General features: G+C 69.2%; 25 protein-coding genes, 1 tRNA gene and 2 pseudogenes. 24 read left to right on the top strand and 4 right to left on the bottom strand.

The window, feature by feature from the left end; translation table 11 throughout:
- Positions 1-8 precede the first annotated feature (8 nt).
- The 11 genes from ACFYWI_RS12850 (at position 9) to ACFYWI_RS12900 (ending at position 4749) form a co-directional block, all read left to right on the top strand.
- A complete protein-coding gene (locus ACFYWI_RS12850) occupies positions 9-251 on the top strand; it encodes a hypothetical protein (RefSeq protein ID WP_389229726.1) in 243 nt (80 codons plus the stop codon).
- Positions 252-270: 19 nt separating this feature from the next.
- The gene (locus tag ACFYWI_RS12855) at positions 271-465 is read left to right on the top strand and encodes a mobile element transfer protein (RefSeq protein ID WP_389229729.1); all 195 of its coding nucleotides are present in this window, start codon (positions 271-273) and stop codon (positions 463-465) included.
- Positions 466-478: 13 nt separating this feature from the next.
- Positions 479-634, top strand: a complete 156-nt coding sequence (locus ACFYWI_RS12860; RefSeq protein ID WP_389229732.1) for a hypothetical protein — start codon at positions 479-481, stop codon at positions 632-634.
- A 25-nt stretch (positions 635-659) separates the two neighbouring features.
- Entirely contained in the window at positions 660-968 is a 309-nt protein-coding gene (locus tag ACFYWI_RS12865; protein WP_389229735.1) for a SpdD-like protein, read from the top strand.
- A gap of 13 nt (positions 969-981) precedes the next feature.
- The gene (locus ACFYWI_RS12870; protein ID WP_389229738.1) at positions 982-1221 is read left to right on the top strand and encodes a hypothetical protein; all 240 of its coding nucleotides are present in this window, start codon (positions 982-984) and stop codon (positions 1219-1221) included.
- Between the two features lie 87 nt (positions 1222-1308).
- Positions 1309-1509 carry a hypothetical protein gene (locus ACFYWI_RS12875; RefSeq protein WP_389229741.1) on the top strand — a complete coding sequence of 67 codons (201 nt, stop codon included), beginning with the start codon at positions 1309-1311 and terminating at the stop codon, positions 1507-1509.
- The gene (locus tag ACFYWI_RS12880; RefSeq protein WP_389229744.1) at positions 1506-1727 is read left to right on the top strand and encodes a hypothetical protein; all 222 of its coding nucleotides are present in this window, start codon (positions 1506-1508) and stop codon (positions 1725-1727) included. The genes ACFYWI_RS12875 and ACFYWI_RS12880 overlap by 4 nt, the downstream gene beginning before the upstream one ends.
- Entirely contained in the window at positions 1724-1939 is a 216-nt protein-coding gene (locus ACFYWI_RS12885) for a hypothetical protein (protein ID WP_389229747.1), read from the top strand. The genes ACFYWI_RS12880 and ACFYWI_RS12885 overlap by 4 nt, the downstream gene beginning before the upstream one ends.
- Before the next feature lie 142 nt (positions 1940-2081).
- Positions 2082-3401: a replication initiator gene (locus ACFYWI_RS12890; protein WP_389230081.1), complete on the top strand. Its 1320-nt coding sequence runs from the start codon at positions 2082-2084 to the stop codon at positions 3399-3401.
- Positions 3398-3586 (top strand): helix-turn-helix transcriptional regulator, encoded by a 189-nt coding sequence (locus ACFYWI_RS12895; RefSeq protein ID WP_389229750.1) that lies wholly within the window; start codon positions 3398-3400, stop codon positions 3584-3586. Before ACFYWI_RS12890 ends, ACFYWI_RS12895 begins: the two co-directional genes overlap by 4 nt.
- Positions 3586-4749: a tyrosine-type recombinase/integrase gene (locus ACFYWI_RS12900; RefSeq protein WP_389229753.1), complete on the top strand. Its 1164-nt coding sequence runs from the start codon at positions 3586-3588 to the stop codon at positions 4747-4749. Before ACFYWI_RS12895 ends, ACFYWI_RS12900 begins: the two co-directional genes overlap by 1 nt.
- Before the next feature lie 55 nt (positions 4750-4804).
- On the opposite strand, the gene ACFYWI_RS12905 is transcribed toward ACFYWI_RS12900, so the two are convergent.
- Positions 4805-4880, bottom strand: a tRNA-Arg gene (locus tag ACFYWI_RS12905).
- 177 nt (positions 4881-5057) lie between these two features.
- Here ACFYWI_RS12905 and ACFYWI_RS12910 point away from each other — a divergent pair.
- On the top strand, positions 5058-5582 hold the full coding sequence (locus ACFYWI_RS12910) for a hypothetical protein (protein ID WP_389229756.1): 525 nt from the start codon (positions 5058-5060) through the stop codon (positions 5580-5582).
- Between the two features lie 57 nt (positions 5583-5639).
- Positions 5640-5921, top strand: coding sequence for a hypothetical protein (locus tag ACFYWI_RS12915; protein WP_389229759.1), 282 nt, complete (start codon positions 5640-5642; stop codon positions 5919-5921).
- A gap of 435 nt (positions 5922-6356) precedes the next feature.
- Here the strand turns inward: ACFYWI_RS12915 and ACFYWI_RS12920 are convergent, their stop codons facing one another.
- Entirely contained in the window at positions 6357-7265 is a 909-nt protein-coding gene (locus ACFYWI_RS12920; RefSeq protein ID WP_389229762.1) for a zinc-binding alcohol dehydrogenase family protein, read from the bottom strand.
- Between the two features lie 274 nt (positions 7266-7539).
- On the opposite strand from ACFYWI_RS12920, the gene ACFYWI_RS12925 reads away from it, so the two are divergent.
- Complete coding sequence (locus ACFYWI_RS12925) at positions 7540-8199, top strand: ScbR family autoregulator-binding transcription factor (protein ID WP_389229765.1); 660 nt, start codon at positions 7540-7542, stop codon at positions 8197-8199.
- Between the two features lie 629 nt (positions 8200-8828).
- Positions 8829-9521: a ScbR family autoregulator-binding transcription factor gene (locus ACFYWI_RS12930; RefSeq protein WP_389229768.1), complete on the top strand. Its 693-nt coding sequence runs from the start codon at positions 8829-8831 to the stop codon at positions 9519-9521.
- Positions 9522-9699: 178 nt separating this feature from the next.
- Here ACFYWI_RS12930 and ACFYWI_RS12935 read toward each other — a convergent pair.
- Positions 9700-10101, bottom strand: a pseudogene (locus ACFYWI_RS12935) (transposase); the annotation flags it as partial.
- A gap of 209 nt (positions 10102-10310) precedes the next feature.
- Here ACFYWI_RS12935 and ACFYWI_RS12940 point away from each other — a divergent pair.
- From ACFYWI_RS12940 to ACFYWI_RS12980, 9 genes are all read left to right on the top strand, one after another.
- Positions 10311-11096 (top strand): thioesterase II family protein, encoded by a 786-nt coding sequence (locus tag ACFYWI_RS12940; protein ID WP_389229771.1) that lies wholly within the window; start codon positions 10311-10313, stop codon positions 11094-11096.
- Positions 11097-11101: 5 nt separating this feature from the next.
- Entirely contained in the window at positions 11102-11962 is an 861-nt protein-coding gene (locus tag ACFYWI_RS12945) for a metallophosphoesterase family protein (RefSeq protein ID WP_389229774.1), read from the top strand.
- Between the two features lie 35 nt (positions 11963-11997).
- Positions 11998-12729 carry a 4'-phosphopantetheinyl transferase gene (locus tag ACFYWI_RS12950; RefSeq protein ID WP_389229777.1) on the top strand — a complete coding sequence of 244 codons (732 nt, stop codon included), beginning with the start codon at positions 11998-12000 and terminating at the stop codon, positions 12727-12729.
- Positions 12730-12873: 144 nt separating this feature from the next.
- Entirely contained in the window at positions 12874-15270 is a 2397-nt protein-coding gene (locus ACFYWI_RS12955; protein ID WP_389229780.1) for a BTAD domain-containing putative transcriptional regulator, read from the top strand.
- A 53-nt stretch (positions 15271-15323) separates the two neighbouring features.
- On the top strand, positions 15324-15749 hold the full coding sequence (locus tag ACFYWI_RS12960; RefSeq protein ID WP_389229783.1) for a YybH family protein: 426 nt from the start codon (positions 15324-15326) through the stop codon (positions 15747-15749).
- Positions 15750-15862: 113 nt separating this feature from the next.
- Entirely contained in the window at positions 15863-16756 is an 894-nt protein-coding gene (locus tag ACFYWI_RS12965) for an NAD(P)-dependent oxidoreductase (RefSeq protein WP_389229786.1), read from the top strand.
- A 201-nt stretch (positions 16757-16957) separates the two neighbouring features.
- Entirely contained in the window at positions 16958-18400 is a 1443-nt protein-coding gene (locus tag ACFYWI_RS12970) for a flavin monoamine oxidase family protein (protein ID WP_389229789.1), read from the top strand.
- A gap of 35 nt (positions 18401-18435) precedes the next feature.
- Positions 18436-19623 carry a cytochrome P450 gene (locus tag ACFYWI_RS12975; protein WP_389229792.1) on the top strand — a complete coding sequence of 396 codons (1188 nt, stop codon included), beginning with the start codon at positions 18436-18438 and terminating at the stop codon, positions 19621-19623.
- A gap of 201 nt (positions 19624-19824) precedes the next feature.
- Positions 19825-20742 carry a hypothetical protein gene (locus ACFYWI_RS12980; protein ID WP_389230084.1) on the top strand — a complete coding sequence of 306 codons (918 nt, stop codon included), beginning with the start codon at positions 19825-19827 and terminating at the stop codon, positions 20740-20742.
- Between the two features lie 649 nt (positions 20743-21391).
- Here the strand turns inward: ACFYWI_RS12980 and ACFYWI_RS12985 are convergent.
- Positions 21392-21782 (bottom strand): annotated as a pseudogene (locus ACFYWI_RS12985) (transposase family protein); the annotation flags it as partial.
- Positions 21783-21853 lie beyond the last annotated feature (71 nt).

Below are 21853 nucleotides of genomic sequence, written 5' to 3' on the forward strand. Positions count from 1 at the left end.
GGTTCCTCATGGCTCACACCATCGCCGCTTCGGTCAGCTTCCACCTGACCGAGAAGCCGTTCGTCCTGTGCCACGACTACGGCACGGAGCGCACCCCGATCCTCGCCATACAGGACCAGCACGCCTCGCTGACGCTCTACGCCCGTGACTGCCTCGCCCCGGCCGAACAGCTCACGTTCGCGCGGGAGCTCCTGGCCGCCGCCACCGCCTATGCCGCCGCCGTCGAAAAGTACGCCGCCTCGCTCACCTGACTCGAAGGGACAACATGTCATGCCCGCCCGCGACTTCTTCCACTCCGTGATGCGGATCGGCCCGGTGCAGATCGGCGCCCACCGCGACCGGCACGGCCGTACCAAGCACGCCGCCGTGTGCTCCAACGACGGCTGCGGCTGGTCCGCCGACTACTCCAGCCAGTCCGCCGCCCAGCTCGCCGCCCGCACCCACCGCTGCCGCCCCGCCGACTGAACGGAGACCCGTCATGGACGTCCCGCTCTGGCTCGCCCTGATCGTCGTCGGCTGGCTCGGCATCAAGCTCATCCGCCCGCCCTGGTGGCTCGTCGCCGTGCTCCTGATCGGCGGCTACCTCATCGCCGACAGCCTGCTCGCCCCCGTCATCGACACCGCCGTCAAGTAGCACGCCACAGAAAGGAGATCACCCGATGTTCCGTCCCAAGGTCCCCACCATGCCCACGCCGACCGGCATCGGCACCCCGCCCGCCGTCGAGCCAACTGCTGTCGTCCAGCACACCCCGGCTCCGGCCCCCGTCGCCCCAACGGCGACGCCGCGGCCCGCGGTCCAGCTCACCCCCGGCGCCCTTCTCGCCTTGATCGGTGGCGGCACCGCCGTGGTCCTGGTCGTCGGCGCCGTCCTGGTCTCGATGCTCCTCGCGGTCGCCGTCACCGCCACCTCGACAGCGGTCTGCGCCGTCGTCCTCCGCTCCCTGCTCAACCACCACACCAAGCGCTGAAAGGAACCCCGTCATGGGCCTGTTCAACCGCAAGAGCAACAACAGCCAGCCCGCCAACCCCGCGATGGCCGAACTCGGCCGCGAGTACGCGATCGCCCAGCGCCACCGCGATCGCAAGGCCCTGAACCGCATCACCCGAGAGCTCGGCAAGAACCCGCCGACCGACGCCGACCGCGCCTCCTTCGAGCAGGGCCGCAAGAACTACACCGACATCCCGCCGGCCTACTCCACCCGCCGCAACCGCCGCCGCTGACCGGCCCCCGGGCGGCCTCCACTGCCAGGTTTCCGCCGCCCGGACGCCGCGCCCCACCCGATCTCACAACCGGAAGGAACAGCCATCATGCCCCAGCACAGCCATGCCCCGGCCCGCGTGTGCCCCAGCTGCGACGGCTTCGCATCCGCCGCCGTCACCCTCGGCGGCCGTGACCGCAACGGCCACCGCCGCACTGTCACCGCCCACTGCCGCACCTGCCACGGCACCGGCACCGTCCCGCCCCTGCGCCAGCTGCTCACCGCCGCGGGTTCGGAGGTGACGGCGTGAGGATCCGGATCCCCTTCGACCGCATCCTGTCCGATCCGTTGGACTCCGCGTACGACGAGGCAAAGAAGATCGCAGTCGCCCACCAGCGTCACGACGCCTCCCGCAAGGAGCAGCCGCCCCGGATGGGACGCAAGGGCTCGCCTGGGCGCCCCTCGGGCGATCTGTCCGGCCCGTCCAGCAATTCGGCCAGCACCCCGAAGAAGCGGCGCTGGCTGTGACCCACCCTCCCGTGTCCCCGGCCGCCGGGACCGACCTTGCGCCCACTCCCGGCTGGCCCGGCGTGCACATCGCCAAACCGGCCCGTGACTTCCGCGCCTCCGGCTCCTACGCCTGCTGCTGCGGTGCCACGGGCCGTGCACACGGCGACGACAACGTCCGAGACCTCGTCGCCGTGTGGATCGACCACCGCAACACCTGCCCCCACCGCTGAACCCCCGCCGGGGCACCCCGCCACCCGTGGCCGGTGCCCCGGCATTCCCAACGCCCTCTGAGAGGAGGACTCTGCCTTGACCACAAGCGCGATCGTGCCGCCCCCCGTACGAGATCTGGCCTTCCTCGCCTCGCTTGGCACCATGCCCGCCCTCATGCGACAGCTGCGGGGCCTGGGCGGCTGCACGACTCCGATCCGCCTCGACGGCTATCGCACCGAGCACACCCTGAACACCACCACCGGAGAGATCGGCCCGGTCGTGCACCACCTGGACTCCGCCGACCTGCCCGCCGGAAACCTCCTGGTCCGATGCAACAACCGCCGCACCACCCGCTGCCCGGCCTGCGCGGAGACCTACCGCCGCGACACCTACCAACTCATCACCGCCGGGCTCCGCGGCGGCAAAGGCACCCCCGAAGCAGTGGCCGCCCACCCGCGGGTGTTCGCCACCTTCACCGCCCCCAGCTTCGGCCCCGTCCACAACCGCCCCACCACCCAGAAGGGAACCGTCCTGCGCTGCCGCTGCGGCACCAAACATCCCAAGGACGCAGCTGAGTTGGGCAGCCCCCTCAACCCCGACACCTACGACTACGAAGCGGCCGTGCTGTGGAACGCACACGCCTCCAAGATCTGGGCCCGCTTCTCCATCTACCTGCGCCGTGAAGTCGCCAAGCGCGCAGGCCTCACCCAACGGGCCTTCTCCCAGTACGCCCGCGTCTCCTTCGCCAAGGTCGCCGAATACCAGGCCCGCGGCGCGATCCACTTCCATGCCGTGATCCGCCTCGACGGCCCCACCGGTGGCGAAATGCCGCCCCCCGACTGGGCCACCGCCGAACTCCTTGCCGACGCCATCCGCGAAGCGGTCAAGGCCACCGAGGTGCCCGGCCCGGTCCTCGACCGGCGCGTGCACACGTTCGCCTTCGGCACCCAGCTCGACATCCGCCCCATCCGCTCGGCCGACTTCGACGGCGGCGCCGAACTCACCGAACGCGCAGTCGCCGCCTACATCGCCAAGTACGCCACCAAAGGAGCAGAGACAGCGACCGGCACCCTCGATCGCCCCATCAAGTTCCTCGCCGAACTCGGCCGCAAGTCCATCCCCGAACACGCCCGCCGCCTCATCCGCACCGCCTGGACCCTCGGCGCCCGCAAAGACCTCAAAGACCTCCGCCTGCGGGCGTGGGCCCACATGCTTGGCTTCCGCGGCCACTTCTCCACCAAAACCCGCCGCTACTCCACCACCCTCGGCGCACTCCGCGCCGCCCGCGCCGAATGGCGCCGCCTCCAAGCCGCCATCGCAGCCGGGGACCAACACCCCGGGCCGGCCGAACCGGACAGCGACGACACCACCCTCGTCCTCGCGCACTGGGCCTTCGCCGGAACCGGACTCACCCGCGGCGAGGAATGGCTCGCCGCCTCCCTCACACCCGACACCACCGAACGGGAAGGAGCCGCAGCATGACCACCGTCACCGACCAACTGCTGACCGTGCCCGAGGTCATGGCACGGCTCAAGTTCGGACGCTCGAAGGTCTATGACCTCATCCGCTCGAAGCGCCTCGTTTCCATCACCGAAGGTCGCACCCGCCGGATCCCCGAACACGCGCTGCAGGACTACATCCGCGATCGGATCGAGGAGGCTGCCTGATGGCCTCCCAGCGCAAACGCAACCCCAATGGCGCGGGCACGATCACCAAGCGCAAGGACGGGCGCTATCAAGCTGCGGTCTACGTCCTGCAGCCCGACGGCACCCGCGCCCGCAAGTTCGCCTACGGCAAGACCTGGGCCGAGTGCGACGCCAAGCGCCGCGAGCTGCTCGACAAAGTGGACCAGGGCGTGCCCGTGCCCACCCGCTCGGCCAGGCTCTCCGAGTGGCTGCCCTACTGGCTGGACAACGTGATCAAGCCTCGTCGCAAGCTCAGCACGTACGACAAGTACGAAGCTCACGCCCGGTTGTACCTCGTGCCCATGATCGGCTCCAAGCGGCTCGAATCTCTGGGCACTGCCGACGTCCGCCGCTTCCTCGTCCAGCTGGAGAGCAGGACGACCGCGGCCACCGCCAAGGAATCGCATCGGGTCCTGCGCACGGCCCTGACCGCTGCCTGCCGCGAGGAACTCGTGGCTCGGAACGTCGCAAGCCTCGTCGAGCCGCCTCGGGCAAAGTCCCGGGAGCTGAGCCCGTGGTCGCTCGACGAGACGTTGGACTTCCTCACCGCTGCTCGGAAGGACCCGCTGTACGCGGCCTTCGTCCTCGCGATCGCCATGGGCCTGCGCCGGGGCGAGATCGTCGGTCTTCGCTGGGTCGACGTCGACCTGGACAAGCGCGTGCTCTACGTCCGCCAGCAGACGCAGCGACGACGCGGTGTCCTCTACAACGACGACCCCAAAGGCCGCCGTCGCCGGGCCGTGCCTCTCCCGGCGATGTGCATCGCCCCGCTTCGCTGGCATCGAATGCGGCAGGCCGCCGCCAAGCAACGTGCGGGGGAGTCGTGGGACGAGGGCGGGTACGTCTTCGCCACTCGCACCGGGCGCCCGGTCGAGCCGCGCAACGTGTACCGCTCCTTCACCCGCGTCGCCGAGTCCGCCGGCCTTCGCGTGATCCGGCTGCACGATGCCCGCCACGGCTGCGCGACCCTGCTCACCGCGGCGGGGGTCGCTCCCCGCGTCGTGATGGAGATCCTCGGGCACAGCCAGATCAGCATCACGATGGACGTCTACACGCACGTCGTCCAGGACACGCAGCGCGAGGCGATCAGCCATATGGACCGGCTGCTCAAGAGGCGGCCCGGCCGGAGTGACTGCCCCCGTTGATGTCAAAAGCTGATGTCAAAGGCCCCGGACCTTGATCGGTCCGGGGCCTTTTGCCTGGTGCCCCCGGCAGGATTCGAACCTGCGACACCCGCTTTAGGAGAGCGGTGCTCTATCCCCTGAGCTACGAAGGCAGGGGCTTGACGGAAACCGTGCCGGAAACCCTCAGTAGGGATCCCTGTCACGGTGAGCCAAACGCCCTGGTCAGCTGACACACGCGTGATTGGGTGGGATGTCCTGGTGGACACCTTCCCCGGCACACACCTAGTAGCCGACTGACCGCTGACAGCCTAGCGGATCGTGTTGCGCGGGTGCGCCCCCATAAGGCACTACGACTGCTCGGGAGTGGGGTCGAGCCGCTGACCTGCGACGAGGCGGGCCGCCTCGGCGCGGTGGGCAGACGAAGGCAACGAAAGCGCTCGCACCCGCGTGAGGCAGCCGGCACGGATGCGGCGGCCCGCTCCGGCTGCGCGTTGATGACGCCCGCGCTCGCCTCCACCTCCCGGCCCTCGAGCTCCCGGAGCCTGTTGCGCAGCCGGTCGTGGAACTCCGCGATCACTCCGTGCGCACGCCAGCGGCTCATCGAGGCGTCCGTGATCGTCACGATGGCCGACGGCACGGTCCGCACCAAGCAGCGGCGCCTGCTCACCAGCCTTCTCGATCAGGCCGCCCACCCGGCCCCCGTACTTGTTGATCTTCACCGTGAGCGGTGGCACTCGGGGAAGACGTATTTTTCGATCAAGGCGACGATGCTGGATGGCCGTGTCCTGCGCTCCCGCAGCGTCCAGGGCCTCGACCAGGAGGTTTGGCCCTTGTTACCACCTACCAGGCCCTGATCCGCGCCGCCGCCCACACCGCCTGCACCCGGCCCGGGCTGGATGGACCGCATCGGCTTGACCGTCCTGCAGAGCACCGCCGCCGGCACCGTCACTACCCCGACCGGAATCCTGCCCCCGGTGGGCCCCGTCGAGCTCGTCGGAATCATCGGCCGGGCCATCCTCGACGTCCTTCACCCCGCACGCCACCGAAACCGCGCCAAGGCCCACACCCGCAGGAACCCCACCTGCAAGTACGGACCGAACGCCGGACAGCACCCCACGACCAGCCAGAACTGCACCGTCCGCACCAGCGTCACGTTCTTCGGACACGGACTTGCCAACCGCTCACGGACGTAAACGCAACGGTGTGCAGCTCCAACGGCTCGGGCGCCCTGTGCCGTGCGCACACCGACGCCGTCACCTGATCGGTGGCCATGCGGACCATGCCCTCTCCGTGGTCTCCGCCTGGCGGTCGACCGACCGGTTCGTCCTCGCCGCCGCCTGACGACACGGCACACACCGACCAATCCCCGCGACTGGTCCTCCGACCGGTCCAACCGGGTGCGAGAGGTGGCGGTGCACTGCAACCACTCTCCGTACGCGGGGAGTTCGCAGCCGGGTCGGCAGACGGGGGAATGGACGCCGACCCAGCCACGCATGATCATGAGCCGTGGCCGACGACGCCCTCAATTGGCCGGTGCGGAGTGTGTCATGTCCCGCGGACCGCTTTGACCAGGGTTTGAGCGGCGGGCGGCGGCGTTCCCGACCGTCCGGGCCGGGGCCGGGACGGGCTCACGGACGCAGCACCACCTTGCCGACCGTGCGCCGCGCCCACAGGTCCTCGTGCGCGCGCCGGGCCTCAGCCAGCGGGTAGGGGTCGTTGACGAACGGCCGGAGTCTGCCCCGCAGCGTCAGGTCGAACAGCTCCTTGAGCGGCTGCTCGAACGCGCCGGGCGAGGCCAGCGTGGGACGCAGCCAGAATCCGACGACGGAGGCGTTGAGCCTGCCGAGCCGCGCCGGGTCGACGGGGGTGAACCCGGTGCGGGCGGCATTGCCGTAGCTCACGAGGCGGCCGAACGACGCCAGGGACTCCAGCGCCTGGTCGAAGAGCGCGCCGCCCACCGCGTCGAGCACCACGTCGGCCTTGCCGTCCAGGGGGTACGCGGCGATGTCGTCCGCCCCCAGGTCCAGGGCCAGTTGCTCCTTCGCCGGGGACGAGGCCTGGGCGAGCACGCGCCCCGCGCCGAACTCCTTGGCCAGCTGCACCGCGAGGCTGCCCACCCCGCCCGCCGCCGAGTGCACCACCACGGTCTCGCCGGGGTTCAGGCGGGCCGCCGAACGCAGCAGGTGCCAGGCCGTCAGGCCCTGCATCAACAGGGCCAGCGCCTGGCCCGCCCCGAGCTCGTCCGGGATCTCCACCACACCGGACGCGTCGGCCACGACCTGCTCCGCGTACCCGCCGGAGACCCTGGCGAGCACCCGTCGGCCATCGGCGGTGCGGCCCACGACCTCACTGCCCGGCACGTACGGCAGCCGGTCCGCACTCAGATAGGAACCGTCGGTCTGGTGGGTGTCCGCGAAGTTGACCCCGGCTGCCTCGACGGTGATCAGCACCTGGTCCGGGCCCGGCTCGGGCGCCGGAATCTCCACGGGAGCGAGGACCTCTGGACCGCCGAAGCGGTCGAATCGTATGGCGAGCATGGGGCACGATAACGCGCCAACGTCCGTGCACGGCGGGCAGTTCACGCCGCCGGGGTGCGTACAGTGCCCGGCATACGAAACCGCTCGGTAGCCGCAGTCCGGCACAGCCCTGACGGTCGGTGACCCCGTACCGCGACCGGCCCGTGACCGGCAGATATGGCGCCGTACCGGCCAGGTCTGACGTGACCGAACGGCCATCCTTCCCCTCCGTCCGCGCTGTGGCGGGTTCTCGTGCGCCCGTCTCGTCGCTCGCCGTCCCCTATCGGAGCGCCACATGGCCAAGCAGCACCGTGCCCTTCGCACCCGCCAGGAGCTGATCCGCTCAGCCGCCGAGGTCTTCGACCACGTCGGCTTCGCCGATTCCTCGATCAACGCGATCAGTTCCAGGGCCGGTATGAGCACCGGTGCCGTGCACTTCCACTTCGGCAACAAACGGGCGCTGGGCAACGCTGTCGAACTGGCCGCCGCACAGAGCCTGTTGCACATCACGGGGCGCATCCCGCTGCGCCACCCCGCGCCGCTGCAGCACCTGGTCGACACCTCCCACTCGCTCGCCCGGTGCCTCCTGGACGACCCGGTGCTGCGCGCCGGGTTCCGCCTCGGCACCGACGCGACCTGGCAGAGCGACGGAGACCTGTGGGAGCAGTGGCAGGACTGGGTGCACATGATGCTCACCGTGGCCAGGGACCAGGGCAGCCTGGCACCGGAAGTGGGCGTCGAGGACGCCGTGTACGCCATCACCGCGGTCGTGGCCGGCTTCGAGGTGCGGGCCCGGCGGGACGCCGAGTGGTGCTCACGGCAGGGCGTCAACCGTTTCTGGCGGCTGCTGCTGCCCCGGCTCGCCAGCGAGCGGGTGGCGCGGTCCCTCGTACCGGAAGGCACCGTGACACCGGTGTGGCGCCTTGCGGGCCACACACCCGCCTTGGGCCGGTGAGTGTGACGGGCAGGCGGTGCGGAGCGGACGCACGGCGTTCCCGTCGGTCCACTCCTCCGTGTCGGTCGCCTCGACGCCGACCTGCGGGCTCGTCGCTCGCGGACCGGGTGCCTCAACCTCGCGGTACGAGATCGGGAAGCGAGAGCGCACCCGGACTGCGTGCACGCCATGACCTCTCCAGGGTGGCGAACCCCGGTATGACGCCTCGGCCACACCAGCAGTGCCTCTCACGACAATCAACCCCGAAATCAGCTCACCGTGGCGCCTCGGCCAAACTGACGCCGACTTCACGGTGGTTGCTACGACGGGAAATAGGGCCTCGGAGCGCCGAAACAGTCGAACCTGTTGGTGCTGGAGGGCGCGATTACGCGCCAGGTTGTCGGGTCAGGAACCGTGCCCTCCCGGTCCACGAGACGAGCACAGTTGTATGGTGCACGTAGCTGCTCAAGAGCGCGTTCCGGACCCGGCCGGGAAACGAACCACCCCACGGGGCACGGGTTGCCGGGACGCAGACGGTCATGATCCGGTCAGGTCTTTCGTCGACAAAACTTACCCGCTGGTTACCCGCGATTGCTTTGTGGCATGTTCTCGTGCCCAGAAACTGATCACGACCCCCATCGGAGCGCCACATGGCCAGGCAGCACCGTGCCCTTCGCACTCGCCAGGAACTGATCCGCTCAGCCGCCGAGGCATTCGACCGCGTCGGATACGGGGAAGCATCCATCGCCACGATCAGTTCACGGGCCGGGGTGAGCAACGGAGCGCTGCACTTCCACTTCAAGAACAAGAAGGCGCTCGGGGAAGCGGTCGAACTGGTCGCGGCACAGGTCCTGTTGCACGTCACCGGACAGGTGCCGCTGCGCCACCCCGCCCCACTGCAACTCCTCATCGACACCTCGCACACGCTCGCCCGCACCCTTCGCGACGACCCGGTGCTGCGCGCGGGATTCGGCCTCGGCGGCGACAGGACCTGGCACAGCGATGTCAACCTGTGGGAGCACTGGCAGGACTGGGTCCAGCTGATGCTCACCGTGGCCAGGGACCAGGGCAGTCTCGAACCCAGTGTGGCGATCGAGGACGCCGTGTTCACCATCGCGGCTGTATGTGCCGGCTTCGACGCCCTGAACCGTACAGGTGTCGAGTGGGAGGCACGGCGCGCCGTCACGCGCTTCTGGCGACTGATGCTGCCCCAGTTGTCGACCAAGGCGGCACGGGAGCGCTTGAGCCCCGAGGGGAGCGCGGCGGAGATATGGGCCACGGGTGAAGTGTGGTCCGAGTGCTGGGACATTGCGAAGACCTGCGGGGACGCTGCCTACTGCTGAAGTCGGGCAAGCCGCAGTTCGACGGCCGTTTCCCCGGGGAGCTCGACGGTGCGCAGATCGTCGCGGAGCATGACCTGCGCAGCGATGACCTCGGCATCGCGCGGGTCGGACTGTTCTCTCCGCCACGGGTTGCCCGGCGAGCGCGGTTGACCGCCAGACCGGGCACGTGCGGGCAGTGCACGCCCTCGGTCAGCATGGCACTGAGCAAGTCGGCGATGCCTCCGAGGAGGTCCACTCCGACGGTGACCGGGCCGTGTTCGGCCTTGACGGCGCGCAGCTCGCCGATGGCTTCGGTGATGGCCTCGGGGTGGTTGTCGACGCGGTGGCTGATCAGAGGACGGCCGCGGTCGTCGGTGACCGCTAGCCGGTGGAAGTCCTTGGCGATGTCGAATCCGGCGCGGCCGGCCACGATGGCGTTCCCCTCACTGTGCGGTGTGCGGCGCGACTCCTTCCGCCTGTCCTCGCCCTGCCAAGCGATCGTTCGCAGTGCCTGACCAACAATCCGCAAGAAGTGGCGGGGCAGGGGGATCAACGTCCTGACCCATCGAGGGCAGTCGGCATGAAAGCCATCCCTGCCCACCCGCGCAGTCCCGGCGTCGCGAACTCACAGGACGCACTCAAGAAGGTAGGGCGGCATGGCCGTCGCGACGGGCTCGGCATGACCCTCGTCCCCCGTCGGAGCAGCGGCTTTGTGCGGCGTTTGCACACGCGTTGAGCATCGAACCGGATCATGGGTGCGGTTCAGCCCCGACGGAGGGCGACAGTGAGCGACGGAAACGGGGACTTGGCATGGGCAGCGAGTGGCTTCGCAGATTCGCTTCTCCCGACGGGAGCTCCGCGTCCGCGAGCCGGGCCACGCTGGTGTGCTTTCCCCACGCGGGCGGCGCGGCCAGCACCTATGTGCCGCTGTCCCGCGCGCTCGCGCCCGACGTCGACGTCCTTGCCGTGCAGTATCCCGGCCGCCAGGACCGCAGGCGGGAGCAGCCGATCGCCGACATCGGGGAGCTCGCCGATGCCCTCGCCGCGGAGGTGCACGGCGAACTGCAGGGCACGTACGCCTTCTTCGGGCACAGCATGGGCGCCCTCCTCGCCTATGAGACCACACGTCGACTGAGGGACCGTCACGCCGCTGGACCCACAGGACTGTTCCTGTCCGGCAGGGGAGCCCCGACCCTCGAACCCGGTCGGCACGACCGGATGTCCACGGACGCCGACGTGCTGGCGGCGGTGCGCCGGCTCGGCGGGACCACGCCGGCCGTTTTGGACGACCCGGAGCTGCGGGACATGGTCATGCCCGCACTGCGTGCCGACTACCGGGCGATCGGGACGTACGCGTGGCGGTATGGGGAGCCGCTGGACATTCCGTTCAGCGTGTACGTCGGTGACAGCGACCCGGTGGTGACCGTGGCCCAGGCGTCCGCCTGGCGGGACTTCACCACCGCGACCACCACCGTCGATGTCTTCCCCGGCGGCCACTTCTACCTCGACGGGCAGCTGCCCGCGATCGCCAAGGCAGTGGCCGACGACCTGGCGGGCACCGACCCGTCGTCCGCGTCCGCCCTCCTTGCCCCGTAACCGGGGTGGGCACCGCCACGCGCCACGGCAGTCTCCTCGCCGTCAGTGATCTGCATGTGCGCTACGAGGAGAACCGGAAGATTGTCGAAGGGCTGCGGCCCCGCCACGACGACGACTGGCTGATCGTCGCCGGCGACGTCGGGGAGTTCGTCGCGGACGTGGAATGGGCTCTCGGCCTGCTGAGCGACCGCTTCGCGCGCGTGGTGTGGGCACCGGGCAACCACGAACTGTGGACCCCGCCGGAGGATCCGGTGCGGCTGCGCGGCGCGTACCGTTACGGCCATCTGGTGGGCGTGTGCCGCGAGTTGGGCGTGCTCACCCCCGAGGACCCCTATGCCGTGTGGGAAGGCGAGGGCGGCCCGGTCGCCGTCGCCCCGCTGTTCGTCCTGTACGACTACTCCTTCCACGCCCCCGGTGCCCGCACCACGCGCGAGAGCATGGAGTTCGCCGAGCGGGCGGGCGTGGTGTGCACGGACGAGTTCATGTTGCACCCCGACCCCTATCCGAGCCGCGCAGCCTGGTGTGCCGCCCGGGTCGCCCACACCGAGGCTCGCCTCGCCGAGATCCCGGAAGGCCTGCGGACGGTCCTGGTCAACCACTTTCCGCTGATCCGCGAACCCACTCGCATCCTGCGTTATCCGGAGTTCGCGCAGTGGTGCGGCACGACCGCCACCGCCGACTGGCCCCGGCGCTTTCGCGCCGCCGAGGTGGTCTACGGCCACCTCCACATCCCGCGACTCATCCATCACGACGGAGTGCCGCACCGGGAGGTGTCCCTGGGCTACCCGCGCGAATGGCGACTGCGCCCCCGCATCCCCGGCTGGCCCGTGCCGATCCTCGCCGGGCCGGCAGGCACCACGCACTGACGAACCCTCATATCGCGACGACGCGGAGGACACTCATGATCGAGCAGCTGCTCGCCCCGCCCATGGCGGTCGCCGAGGCCTTTCACGACGACGCCGAGGGGCCCGGTCTGTATGCGGCCGAGGAGCGGCTGGTGTCGCGCGCTGTTCCCCAACGCCGCCGGGAGTTCACCACCGTACGGGCGTGTGCCCGCAGGGCCCTCGCGGAGCTGAGGATCCCGCCCGCGCCGATCCTGCCCGGGGAGCGCGGCGCACCCGTGTGGCCCGCCGGGGTCGTCGGCAGCATGACGCACTGCGAGGGATACCGGGCGGCCGCGGTGGCGTACGCCGGTGATCTCGCGACGATCGGGATCGACGCGGAGCCCGATCTGCCGATCAAGAGCAGCGGCACACGCGACCTGGTGACCGTCCCCGAGGAGCGGGCCTGGCTGTCCGCGCTGCGGGTGCGCCGGCCCGAGGTGTCCTGGGACCGCCTGGTGTTCAGCGCAAAGGAGAGCGTCTACAAGGCGTGGTTCCCGCTGACCGGCCGCTGGCTCGACTTCGACCAGGCCGTCGTCACCGTCGACCCGGACCGGGGCACCTTCTACGCGCGGCTGCTCGTGCCGGGACCCGAGATCGGCGGCAGCAGAATCCCCGGGTTCGAGGGCAGTTGGATACAGCGACACGGAATCCTGCTGACAGCCATCGCTCTGACTCACAGTGCCGTCAACGTCGCCCGTCGTATCCCCGTCGCCCACAGGCCCGCGACCGCATCGACGGCCGCTCCCTGAACCGCCTTGTCCGAGATTTGTGTGCGCTTGGACCGCCGTCCTGCACCCTGGTGGCGTGATCTTGGCGGATTACCGGCGCAGCGGAATTGCCGGATAGGTCGCCTTGGGGGCGGGACACGGACGGGTTGCGAGGCGGGGGATTCGATGCAGTTCCGATTGCTGGGTCCGATGGAAGTGGTCGACAACGACAGGACGGTGGGACTCGGCGGCACCAAGCAGCGTGCCACGCTCGGCTTTCTGCTCCTCCAGCCGAACAAGGTGGTGGCCACCAGCCGGCTTCTGAACGCCCTGTGGGGGGTGGACGACGCCCCGGTGACGGCACGCAAGATCCTGCAGAACGCGGTCTACGGGCTGCGTGGCGTGCTGTCGTCCGCACACGGCGCGGGCAACCCGACGGGCGCGGCGCTGCTGACCCAACCGCCCGGCTACATGATGCGGGTCGATCCCGAGCGAGTGGATCTGCACCTCTTCCACACCTGGGTCGGCCAGGGCCGGGACAAGCTGGCCAAGGGCTCCCCGGAGGCGGCGGCGTCGCTGCTGAGCGACGCGCTGGCGCTGTGGCGCGGGCCGGCCCTCGCCGATCTGGTGGAGAGGGGGGTCGAGTGGCACGAACTGGCCGCCGTCCAAAACACCCGCCTGGATGTGATGGAGGACTACTTCGAGGCGCAGTTGGCCTGCGGCCGGCACCACGAGGTCCTCGCGGAACTGGAGACCACGGTGCGGGCCGAGCCGCTCAGGGAGCGCTCGTGCGGTCAGCTGATGCTCGCCCTGTACCGGTGCGGCCGGCAGGCGGACGCGCTCACCGTCTACAGCCGCGTACGGGCCGTTCTCGTCGAGGACCTGGGCCTTGAGCCGGGCCGTGGTCTGCAGCGGCTGCAGCAGCGGATTCTCACCCAGGACCCCGCGCTCGCCCTCGACCGCGCGCAGGCCCGGTACACCCCGTACGCGGCGAACGGTGACGACGTCAGGGAACACATCACGCTCATCGCGCCAGCCGACAACACCCCTGCGCACACGACGCGTTCAGCCACGGCACAGGCGAGGCGGCCGAGGAGCGAAGAGTCGGGTGCCGACGTGGCGGAGCGACGCGTGAGCACCGATCGCCGCCAGGTCAGCGTCGTCTCCGTACGCACCCGTATCGCGCCCTCGCTCGGCAGCGGCGTCGACCGGGAACTCGACGACCTCCTCGACGGGGCCGCGCTGCTCGTCAGGGAGCAGATCGAGCGCTTCGGCGGCACCGTGACCGCCTCCATCGGCTCCGTGTCCCTGGCCCTGTTCGGGCTCGACGACCCGCACGAGGACGACGTCCCTCAGGCCGTTCTCGCGGCCCTTGCGATCCGCGATGTCCTCGACGTCCCGGCCGGATCGGGGTCCGAGACCGCCCGGTCGACGGTGCACGCCGCGGTGACCACGGGCGAGGTGCTGCTGCGCAGGCGCGGTCGGGACCTTGCACCGACCGCCGTGGGCGCGGTCCTCGACGAGTCCCAGGCACTGCTGTGCGACGTGCCCGCAGGCGAGGTGCGGGTCAGCGACGCCGTCCGCCGCGCGAGCGAACACGCCGTCCGCTACCGCCGCTGTGACACGCCGACCGCGAGCTGGCATGCCCTGGGCGTGAGCGCCACCGGCACCGAAGGCGCCGAGTCCGCCGAGCAGGCCGTCGAACTCGACGTCCTGCGCGGCCTGGTGAAGCGCACCCAGCATCGCGCCGTGCCCCATCTGGTCACGGTCCTCGGCGAGACCGGCACCGGAAAGAGCCGACTGCTCGGCGAGTTCGGGCGCTGGGTCGCCGAACAGCCGAACGCGCCCCTCCTCCTGACGGCACGCGCCCCAAAAGGCTCCGACGACATCCCGCTGACGGTGCCGGGCCGGCTCCTCGCGTCCTACTGCGGTATCAGGCCCGAGGACGACCAGGCCACCGCGCTGGCCGCCCTGGAGCGCGAAGTACGCGCCCTGTACCTCTCCGGCCGGACGGTGGAGCAGCGGCTGCCCCGCCTGCGGGCCCTCATCGCCCGCGACGGCGATGTGCACTCCGGAGAGCTGCGCCCAAACGAAGTCCTTGATGTCTGGAGGGAGTTCCTTCTGGAGGCCGCGCAGCGCCGCCCCCTCGTGCTGTGCGTCGACGATCTGCACCACGTCCCCGACATAGCCCTGGACGCGGTCGAGGAACTGGCCGAGTCCGCCGGTGCGGGGCCGCTGTTCGTGGTCGCCTGCGCCGGGCCTGAGCTGCTGGCCCGCAGACCGTCCTGGGCCGGCGGCAAGAGCCACACCACGACGGTCACCCTGGATCGGCCCGAGCGGATCACCAATGAGCAACTGGTCGAGTTCCTGCTCTCGGCGGCGCGCAGCGAAGGATCGCGGAGCTTCAGCGGCAGTGACGCGAAGGCGCCCGCCACCATGTGGGAAAGAGAGTCGGTCAGCAAGCTGGCGGACCCTCATGAAAGGCCGAGGGCAAGTGGTCATTCCTCGGTAATTAAATCGGTGTCCTGCACGTCTGTGCGCGATTACCGGAAGGAGACCGGAGCGGGGAACCCGCGCTGGTAACGTGCGAGCAAATCTATGCAGGTGCTGCAGACTTGAAATGGAGCGAATGCGCCGTGGCTGAAGATAGTTACTGGCTGGTGACGGACATTGAAGACCACCAGGAGGCGTTCGGAAGGGCGTTCAACTCCGGCGACGCGGACGCGGTAAACGCGATGTACGTCGACGATGCGGTCGGAATGTGGGAGCCGGGATTTCCGCTTTCCGGCCAGGTCCGCCGTGATTATGTGGTCGAGTTCATGAAGACCCGCAAGCCCTCCGTGGAAGCGACTGTGCGCCAGCAGCTGGTGGTCGGCGACACCGCGATGCTCGTGGTCGAGTGGCAGATGGACACGCTCGGTGTGAACGGCCAGCCGGAGCAGCTGGAGGGCGTGGCCATCGACGTGCTGCACAAGGGCGAAGACGGCTACTGGCGCTATGTCGTGGACAACCCCTTCGGTGTCAGCGGCCCGTGGACCGCCGAGGACGACAACCAGGGCTGACCGATGGCCCGGGCGCGGGGGCCGAACACAGTCTCCGTGCCACCGCCCGAGACCGGCGAACGATCGATCACACCCATCGCGGCGAAGGCCGCACGAAGTACGGAGAAGTACCTGTGTCCACTGTTTCTGCCTCCGAGTCACCGGTCACCGTTGTCGGCCTGGGCCTGATGGGCCAGGCGCTCGCCGCGGCCTTCCTGGCGAAGGGCCACCCGACCACCGTCTGGAACCGCTCGGCCGGCAAAGCCGACGAGCTCGTCGCCAAGGGCGCCACCCTCGCCGACTCGGTCAAGAGCGCGGTGGAGGCGAGCCCGCTCGTCGTCGTCTGCGTCTCGGACTACGACGCCGTGCACGGGTTGCTGGACCCGGTCGGCTCCTCGCTGGCGGGCCGCACCCTGGTCAACCTCACCACGGCCAGCTCCACCCAGGCACGCGAAACCGCCGAGTGGGCGGGCAAGCTCGGCACCGCCTACCTCGACGGTGCGATCCTTGCCCTTCCCCAGGCCATCGGCACCGAAGAAGCCACGTTGCTGTACTCCGGGCCGAAGGCCGCCTTCGAACAGCACCAGGCCACCCTGCAGGTGCTCGGCGAGACCGGAACGGTCTACCTCGACGAGGACCACGGCCTGTCCGCCCTGTACGACATGTCCGTGCTGAGCATCATGTGGGGTGTCCTGAACAGCTTCCTGCACGGTGCCGCACTGCTGGGTACCGCGAACGTCAAGGCGACGACGTTCGCGGAGCTGGCCACCATCGCGATCAACGTCACATCCGGCTACGCCTCCGCCTACGCCCAGCAGCTCGACGACGACGAGTACCCGGCCACCGACGCCACCATCAACGTCCACGTGGGCGGGATGCAGCACCTCCTCGAGGAGAGCCAGGCGCTCGGCGTCAACACCGAGCTGCCGAGTTTCTTCCTGGAGCTGGCGAAGCGCGCGGTGGCCGACGGTAATGCCGAGGACAGCTACGCAGCGATGATCAAGCAGTTCCGCAAGCCCTCCGCCTGATTTCTTCCCTGCACCGTAACGGGCAAAGCCGGGAACCGGATCGCGAAATTCCTGACCCGGGTGTCCCGGCTTTGCTCGAAATTCTGTTAAAACCACTCCAACGCTTCCATGATCAAACGGGGGAAATCCGTGTTCAACGGAAACGGAAAAACAAACAGAGCCGCGCCTCGTCATGCGGTCTCCAGGAGGACCGCGCTCAAGGTGGGTGGCCTGGCCATCGCCGGAACAGCGCTCGGCGCGGGCCTTCCCGTGCTCGCCGATGCCAGCGAAGATGCGGACTTCACCGGCCGGCAAAGTTACGACACCATCGTCGTCGGGGCCGGGCTGGCCGGTCTCATCGCGGCCCGCGAACTGCGGGCAAAGGGTCGCCGGGTACTCGTGCTCGAGGCGCGCGACCGCATCGGCGGGCGAACGTGGACCGATACGTTCAATGATTACCAGATCGAGCGCGGTGGCGCCTGGGTTGATCCGAAGCAGCCGCACATCTGGCGCGAAATATCGCGCTACAACCTGAAGATCGTGGCCGACGCGGGGCCCGAACGCGTACTCATGCCGACCACGAGTGGGTTCGCCGAATACGACCCGGTCACGGCGTACACCCGGCAGGGCGAACTGTTCACGCCCTTCTTCGACGGCTCACGGGACTACTTCCCCAAGCCCTACCAGCCTTTCACCCGCGAGGACCTGATCAAGCCGCTGGACCGGCTGTCTCTGCGCGACCGGCTCGACCAGCTGGCCTACTCGCCCGAAGACGAAATCCGGATGACCAGCACCACGGGGCTGTACGGTGCGCCGACCTCGCGTGGCTCGTTGCTCGAACTGGCGCAGTGGTGGGCGCTGGCGGGCTGGAACTACGAGGGCTTCTCCGGAATCAACACCTACCGCATGGAACAAGGAACCATCGCGCTGGCCAACGCGATTCTGGCGGACGGCAAGCCGGACCTCAAGCTCAAGTCCCCGGTCGCCTCGGTCACCCAGCAGAACGGGCAGGTGAAGGTGGTCACCCGAGCGGGTGTCACCTACTCCGCGGCCGAGGTCGTCATGGCGGTGCCGGTCAACGTCTGGAAGAAGATCACCTTCAATCCGGTACTGCCGCAGGCGTATCGGGATGCCACCACTCAGGGCTACGGCGTGCCACGCCAGAAGAAGCTGTGGCTGGACCTGGCCACCCCCAGTGACCGGTTCATCGCCGAGGCGCCCGAGGACCACCCCTTCGTCATCCTGGGCCGGCTGAACGAGAACGCTCCCGTCGTGGCCTTCACCATCGACAACACATTGGACCTCGGCAACCACGCGCAGGTCGAATCCGCGGTGCAGAGGATCCTGCCGTCGGCAAAACTGCGCAGTTACACCGTGTGCGACTGGCAAGCGGACCAATTCTCCCTCGGCGGGCCCGCGTTCCGGCAGCCCTCCCAGTTGACGAAACTGCACCGTGCGATCAGCCAACCCTTCGGAAAGGTCAAATTCTGCGGCGACGACGTCGCCCTCGGCTGGAGCGGGTACATGGACGGCGCCATTGAATCGGGGCTCCGGGTCGCCGGTTCGCCCACGCTGTCACCGTCACCGTCGACCGCGCCGAACACCCGAGGCCTCGCGGTGCCGAACGTCGATCGCAGGATCTACCGTTCCATGGTCGGCCTGTGAACAACAACTCAGTGGCAGTCGGATCAGGGGTAGCCATGCCGTCGACAGAGAAATCCGTAACCGAACCCGTGGACTCGCTTTTCTCCTGGTTCCGCGAGATGCACGAAAAGCATCCGGTACATCACGACGACGAATACGGGTGGCAGTTGTTCCGCCACGCCGACATCACCCGTGTCCTCACCGACCCGAAGACGTTCTCCTCGGACACGGTGCGGCTGTACAACGAACCACAGCCCGATTTCGACCTGTTCCTCACCGGCAATCTGGTCACCAACGACGCGCCTCATCACCGGAAGCTGCGTCGGGCGATCAGCCACGCCTTCACCCCGCGCGCGGTGTCGGGCCTGTCCGAGCGGATCGCCCGGACCGTCGACTCCTTGCTCGACGGTGTGTCCGGATCGGACACCTTCGACCTGATCGCCGAGGTGGCCTACCCTCTGCCGATCATCGTGGTCGCCGAGATGCTCGGCCTGCCGGCCGAGGACGTGCCGATGTACCGGGCGTGGGGCGACGCACTGGGCGCGCTCGACGCGGCGACCGTGCCGCCGGAGGTGATGGAATCCGAAGTCGTCCCCGCCATCAGGGAGATGAACGCGTACATCCTTGAGCATGTGCGCAGGTGCCGGGAGAACCCGGCCGACAACGTGATCAGCGGGCTGGCCCAGGCCACCATCGACGACAGGCCGCTGCGTGACGGCGATCTGATCGGCCTGATCGGCCTCACCCTGTTCGCCGGCCACGCTGCCTCCATGGCACTGCTCGGCAACGCGATCATCACCTTCGACCGCCACCCCGAGGCGTACGCCGCCCTGCGCGCCGACCGCGACCTGCTGCCCAACGCCATCGAGGAGTTGATGCGCCTGTACCCACCGTTCTCCAGGATGGCGCGCGTGACCACCACCGAGACCGAGCTCGGTGGGCACTCGATCGGCAAGGGCGAGCTGGTGACCCTGTGGAGCGGCGCGGCCAATCGGGACCCGCTGCGTTTTCCGGACCCCGACCGCTTCGACATCCACCGCGATACCAGCGGACACATCGCCTTTGGGCAGGGCATCCATTTCTGCCTCGGCGCTCCGCTGGCCCGGCTGGAGGCGAGAATCGCGCTCAATGCGCTGTTCGACCGTTTCGACGACATTGCCGTGGACCACTCGGGCGGTGTGGAGTTCGAAGACCCGATGCAGATCATCTGCCCGAGGCGGCTGCCGGTACGGGTATCCGGTTGATCCCGGAACCGCACGCCGTGTGGGACCGACGCCGACGCCGAGCAGGCCGGCGAGCTATCGGATAGCGGATGGTTCCGCTGTCCGAATGTTAGGGGAGGCATGTCTTCTTCATCGATTCCGTCTTCGTCGCCTGCGCCGGCGTTGTGGCCGTCGGCCTCATGGCGGTCATGGCATCGACCGCTGGTGCTGAGCTCTGCGGCGATGGTGCCGATGGCGATCCTGTCCGCGGTGGGACTCATCGTCGACGACCGCGTCCTGGTGGACGCGCCGATCTGGTTCAAGCCGTTGAAGTTCTCGGTCTCCTTCGCGGCGTACTGCCTCGCCCTGTCCTGGATGCTGTCGCTTCTCCCCCGCGGCCGACGCGTGGGCTGGTGGGCGGGGACGGTCGTCGCAGTGGCGTGCGTCGTCGAGATAGTGATCATCACCGGGCAGGCGGCACGCGGGAAGCGCAGCCACTTCAACTACGAAACACCCTTCGACGAGGCGTTGTACAACGTGATGGGCGGCGCGGTCATCTTCCTGTGGCTCGCCACGTTCGCCCTCGCCGTGCTGCTGCTCCGCGCCCGAATAGCCGACCGCGCGTCCGCCTGGGCTATGCGCTCCGGCATCGTCCTGGCGCTGGCCGGGACCGCCGTCGGATTCCTGATGGACCGGCCCGCGCCGGGGCAGCAGAGCGGCGTCTCCAAGGTGGTCGGCGCGCACAGCGTGGGCGTGCCGGACGGCGGTCCCTCAATGCCGCTGACCGGCTGGTCGACCACCGGCGGCGATCTGCGGATCCCGCACTTCGTTGGCATGCACGCGCTGCAACTCCTCCCGCTGCTGGTCATGGTGCTGATCGCCCTCGCACCGCGCTACACCCGCCTCACCGACGAACGGGTACGGCTGCGCCTGGTACTGCTCGCCTCGGGGGTGCATGCCTCCGTCTTCATTCTGCTGCTCTGGCAGGCACTGCGGGGCCAGCCGCTGAACCACCCGGATGGTGTGACGCTGGGGGTGGCCGGCCTGATCCTGGTGGCCGCCGTGCTCGGGACCTACGGGTCCCTGCGGCCTCCGGTTCCCCCTCCGGGCAGGAACGCACCTGACGCTGAAGACGCCGGCGCCTTGAAGGAGCTCATGTAGTGACCTCATGACCGCGTTCCTCTTCGCGCTCTCCTTCTGACCACCGGCCGCTCCCGTCCGGTTGCTCTTGATCTCCGCTCCTGGGTGGGGTCCGACCGCCCGCATCGGGGTCACCGGTGCGGGCGGTGCCGGTAGTGCTCGTCTGTCTCGCGCTCGCGGTCCCGGTGTTCCCCGAACTCTGGGCCGCGGTCGGCGAGGTACGGTGTGCGACCCGCGACGACCTCACGGCTGCCGAGCCCGGGGAGCCACGTAAGCCGTTCTCCTGCTCGTCGACTTCGCAGATCAGCTCGGCGGCAGTACGGCGCAGCCGCAGCTCGTACGGGCCCGGCGCGTGCTGCGCACCACAGCACCGCGCGCGCCCGAGCGACCGCGCCGGGAGTGCAACTGGTCCAACGCCGCGGAATCTGGCCGGGGTTGGAGGGCATGCCGGTCGGTGTAGTGGTCACCGTCGGCCTCCACGGTGGTCGCGGGCCAGGACACGACCACCGAACCGCGACGCCCACGAAGAGCGGAAGCCGCCGGTCAGAAGGTCTGTGACCGCTTCGCCGACGACGTTCGACCCGGTCCACGCATGCTGACAACGGAAGCGAACCGGCGCGAAGGCGTGCTGGTGGCCTCGCTGGCGTCTACCCGTGTCAGGCCGGATCAGTAGCAGGCGCCGGCCCTTCACGACGGCCATGGCCTGCTCGCCGAGGCTGCGGATCCCGGCGTGCGTGGGTTGTGCCGCCGCACCCAACGCTTCGGCCGACAAACCCTGAACGGCATGCGGACAGCGCGGCCGGCGCCCTGATACGCCTTGTCCGCCCAACGCTTCAGCCCGGCCTCGGCCAGCGTGTCGATGATCCCGCGGATCCGCGCGGCGGTCAGATCACGGGCCGAGCCCGGCAGTGCCGGGGACACCCACAGGAGCCGTCCGAACGGATCGATGAGGACCTGGACGTTCATGCCGTGGCGCGCTTGTGTTTCCCGGAGCAGTACGGGGTGCCGGCGGCGATCCGGTCGACCGGCAGCAGGGCGCCGTCCAGGATCACGAACGCCTTCACCGGCGAAGCGCCGCACCCCCGCCCGGTTGGCCTGCCCCGTCCTCGCTCTGGTAGTGGGCGGGGGAGGA

The sequence above is a fragment of the Streptomyces sp. NPDC002889 genome (assembly GCF_042888425.1).
Taxonomy (GTDB): domain Bacteria; phylum Actinomycetota; class Actinomycetes; order Streptomycetales; family Streptomycetaceae; genus Streptomyces.

Coding starts and splice junctions, on each gene's coding strand:
- ACFYWI_RS12850 (WP_389229726.1), top strand. CDS start 9: ATGGCTCACACCATCGCCGCTTCGGTCAGCTTCCACCTGACCGAGAAG.
- ACFYWI_RS12855 (WP_389229729.1), top strand. CDS start 271: ATGCCCGCCCGCGACTTCTTCCACTCCGTGATGCGGATCGGCCCGGTG.
- ACFYWI_RS12860 (WP_389229732.1), top strand. CDS start 479: ATGGACGTCCCGCTCTGGCTCGCCCTGATCGTCGTCGGCTGGCTCGGC.
- ACFYWI_RS12865 (WP_389229735.1), top strand. CDS start 660: ATGTTCCGTCCCAAGGTCCCCACCATGCCCACGCCGACCGGCATCGGC.
- ACFYWI_RS12870 (WP_389229738.1), top strand. CDS start 982: ATGGGCCTGTTCAACCGCAAGAGCAACAACAGCCAGCCCGCCAACCCC.
- ACFYWI_RS12875 (WP_389229741.1), top strand. CDS start 1,309: ATGCCCCAGCACAGCCATGCCCCGGCCCGCGTGTGCCCCAGCTGCGAC.
- ACFYWI_RS12890 (WP_389230081.1), top strand. CDS start 2,082: ATGCCCGCCCTCATGCGACAGCTGCGGGGCCTGGGCGGCTGCACGACT.
- ACFYWI_RS12895 (WP_389229750.1), top strand. CDS start 3,398: ATGACCACCGTCACCGACCAACTGCTGACCGTGCCCGAGGTCATGGCA.
- ACFYWI_RS12900 (WP_389229753.1), top strand. CDS start 3,586: ATGGCCTCCCAGCGCAAACGCAACCCCAATGGCGCGGGCACGATCACC.
- ACFYWI_RS12920 (WP_389229762.1), bottom strand. CDS start 7,265: ATGCTCGCCATACGATTCGACCGCTTCGGCGGTCCAGAGGTCCTCGCT.
- ACFYWI_RS12925 (WP_389229765.1), top strand. CDS start 7,540: ATGGCCAAGCAGCACCGTGCCCTTCGCACCCGCCAGGAGCTGATCCGC.
- ACFYWI_RS12930 (WP_389229768.1), top strand. CDS start 8,829: ATGGCCAGGCAGCACCGTGCCCTTCGCACTCGCCAGGAACTGATCCGC.
- ACFYWI_RS12940 (WP_389229771.1), top strand. CDS start 10,311: ATGGGCAGCGAGTGGCTTCGCAGATTCGCTTCTCCCGACGGGAGCTCC.
- ACFYWI_RS12950 (WP_389229777.1), top strand. CDS start 11,998: ATGATCGAGCAGCTGCTCGCCCCGCCCATGGCGGTCGCCGAGGCCTTT.
- ACFYWI_RS12955 (WP_389229780.1), top strand. CDS start 12,874: ATGCAGTTCCGATTGCTGGGTCCGATGGAAGTGGTCGACAACGACAGG.
- ACFYWI_RS12975 (WP_389229792.1), top strand. CDS start 18,436: ATGCCGTCGACAGAGAAATCCGTAACCGAACCCGTGGACTCGCTTTTC.
- ACFYWI_RS12980 (WP_389230084.1), top strand. CDS start 19,825: ATGGTGCCGATGGCGATCCTGTCCGCGGTGGGACTCATCGTCGACGAC.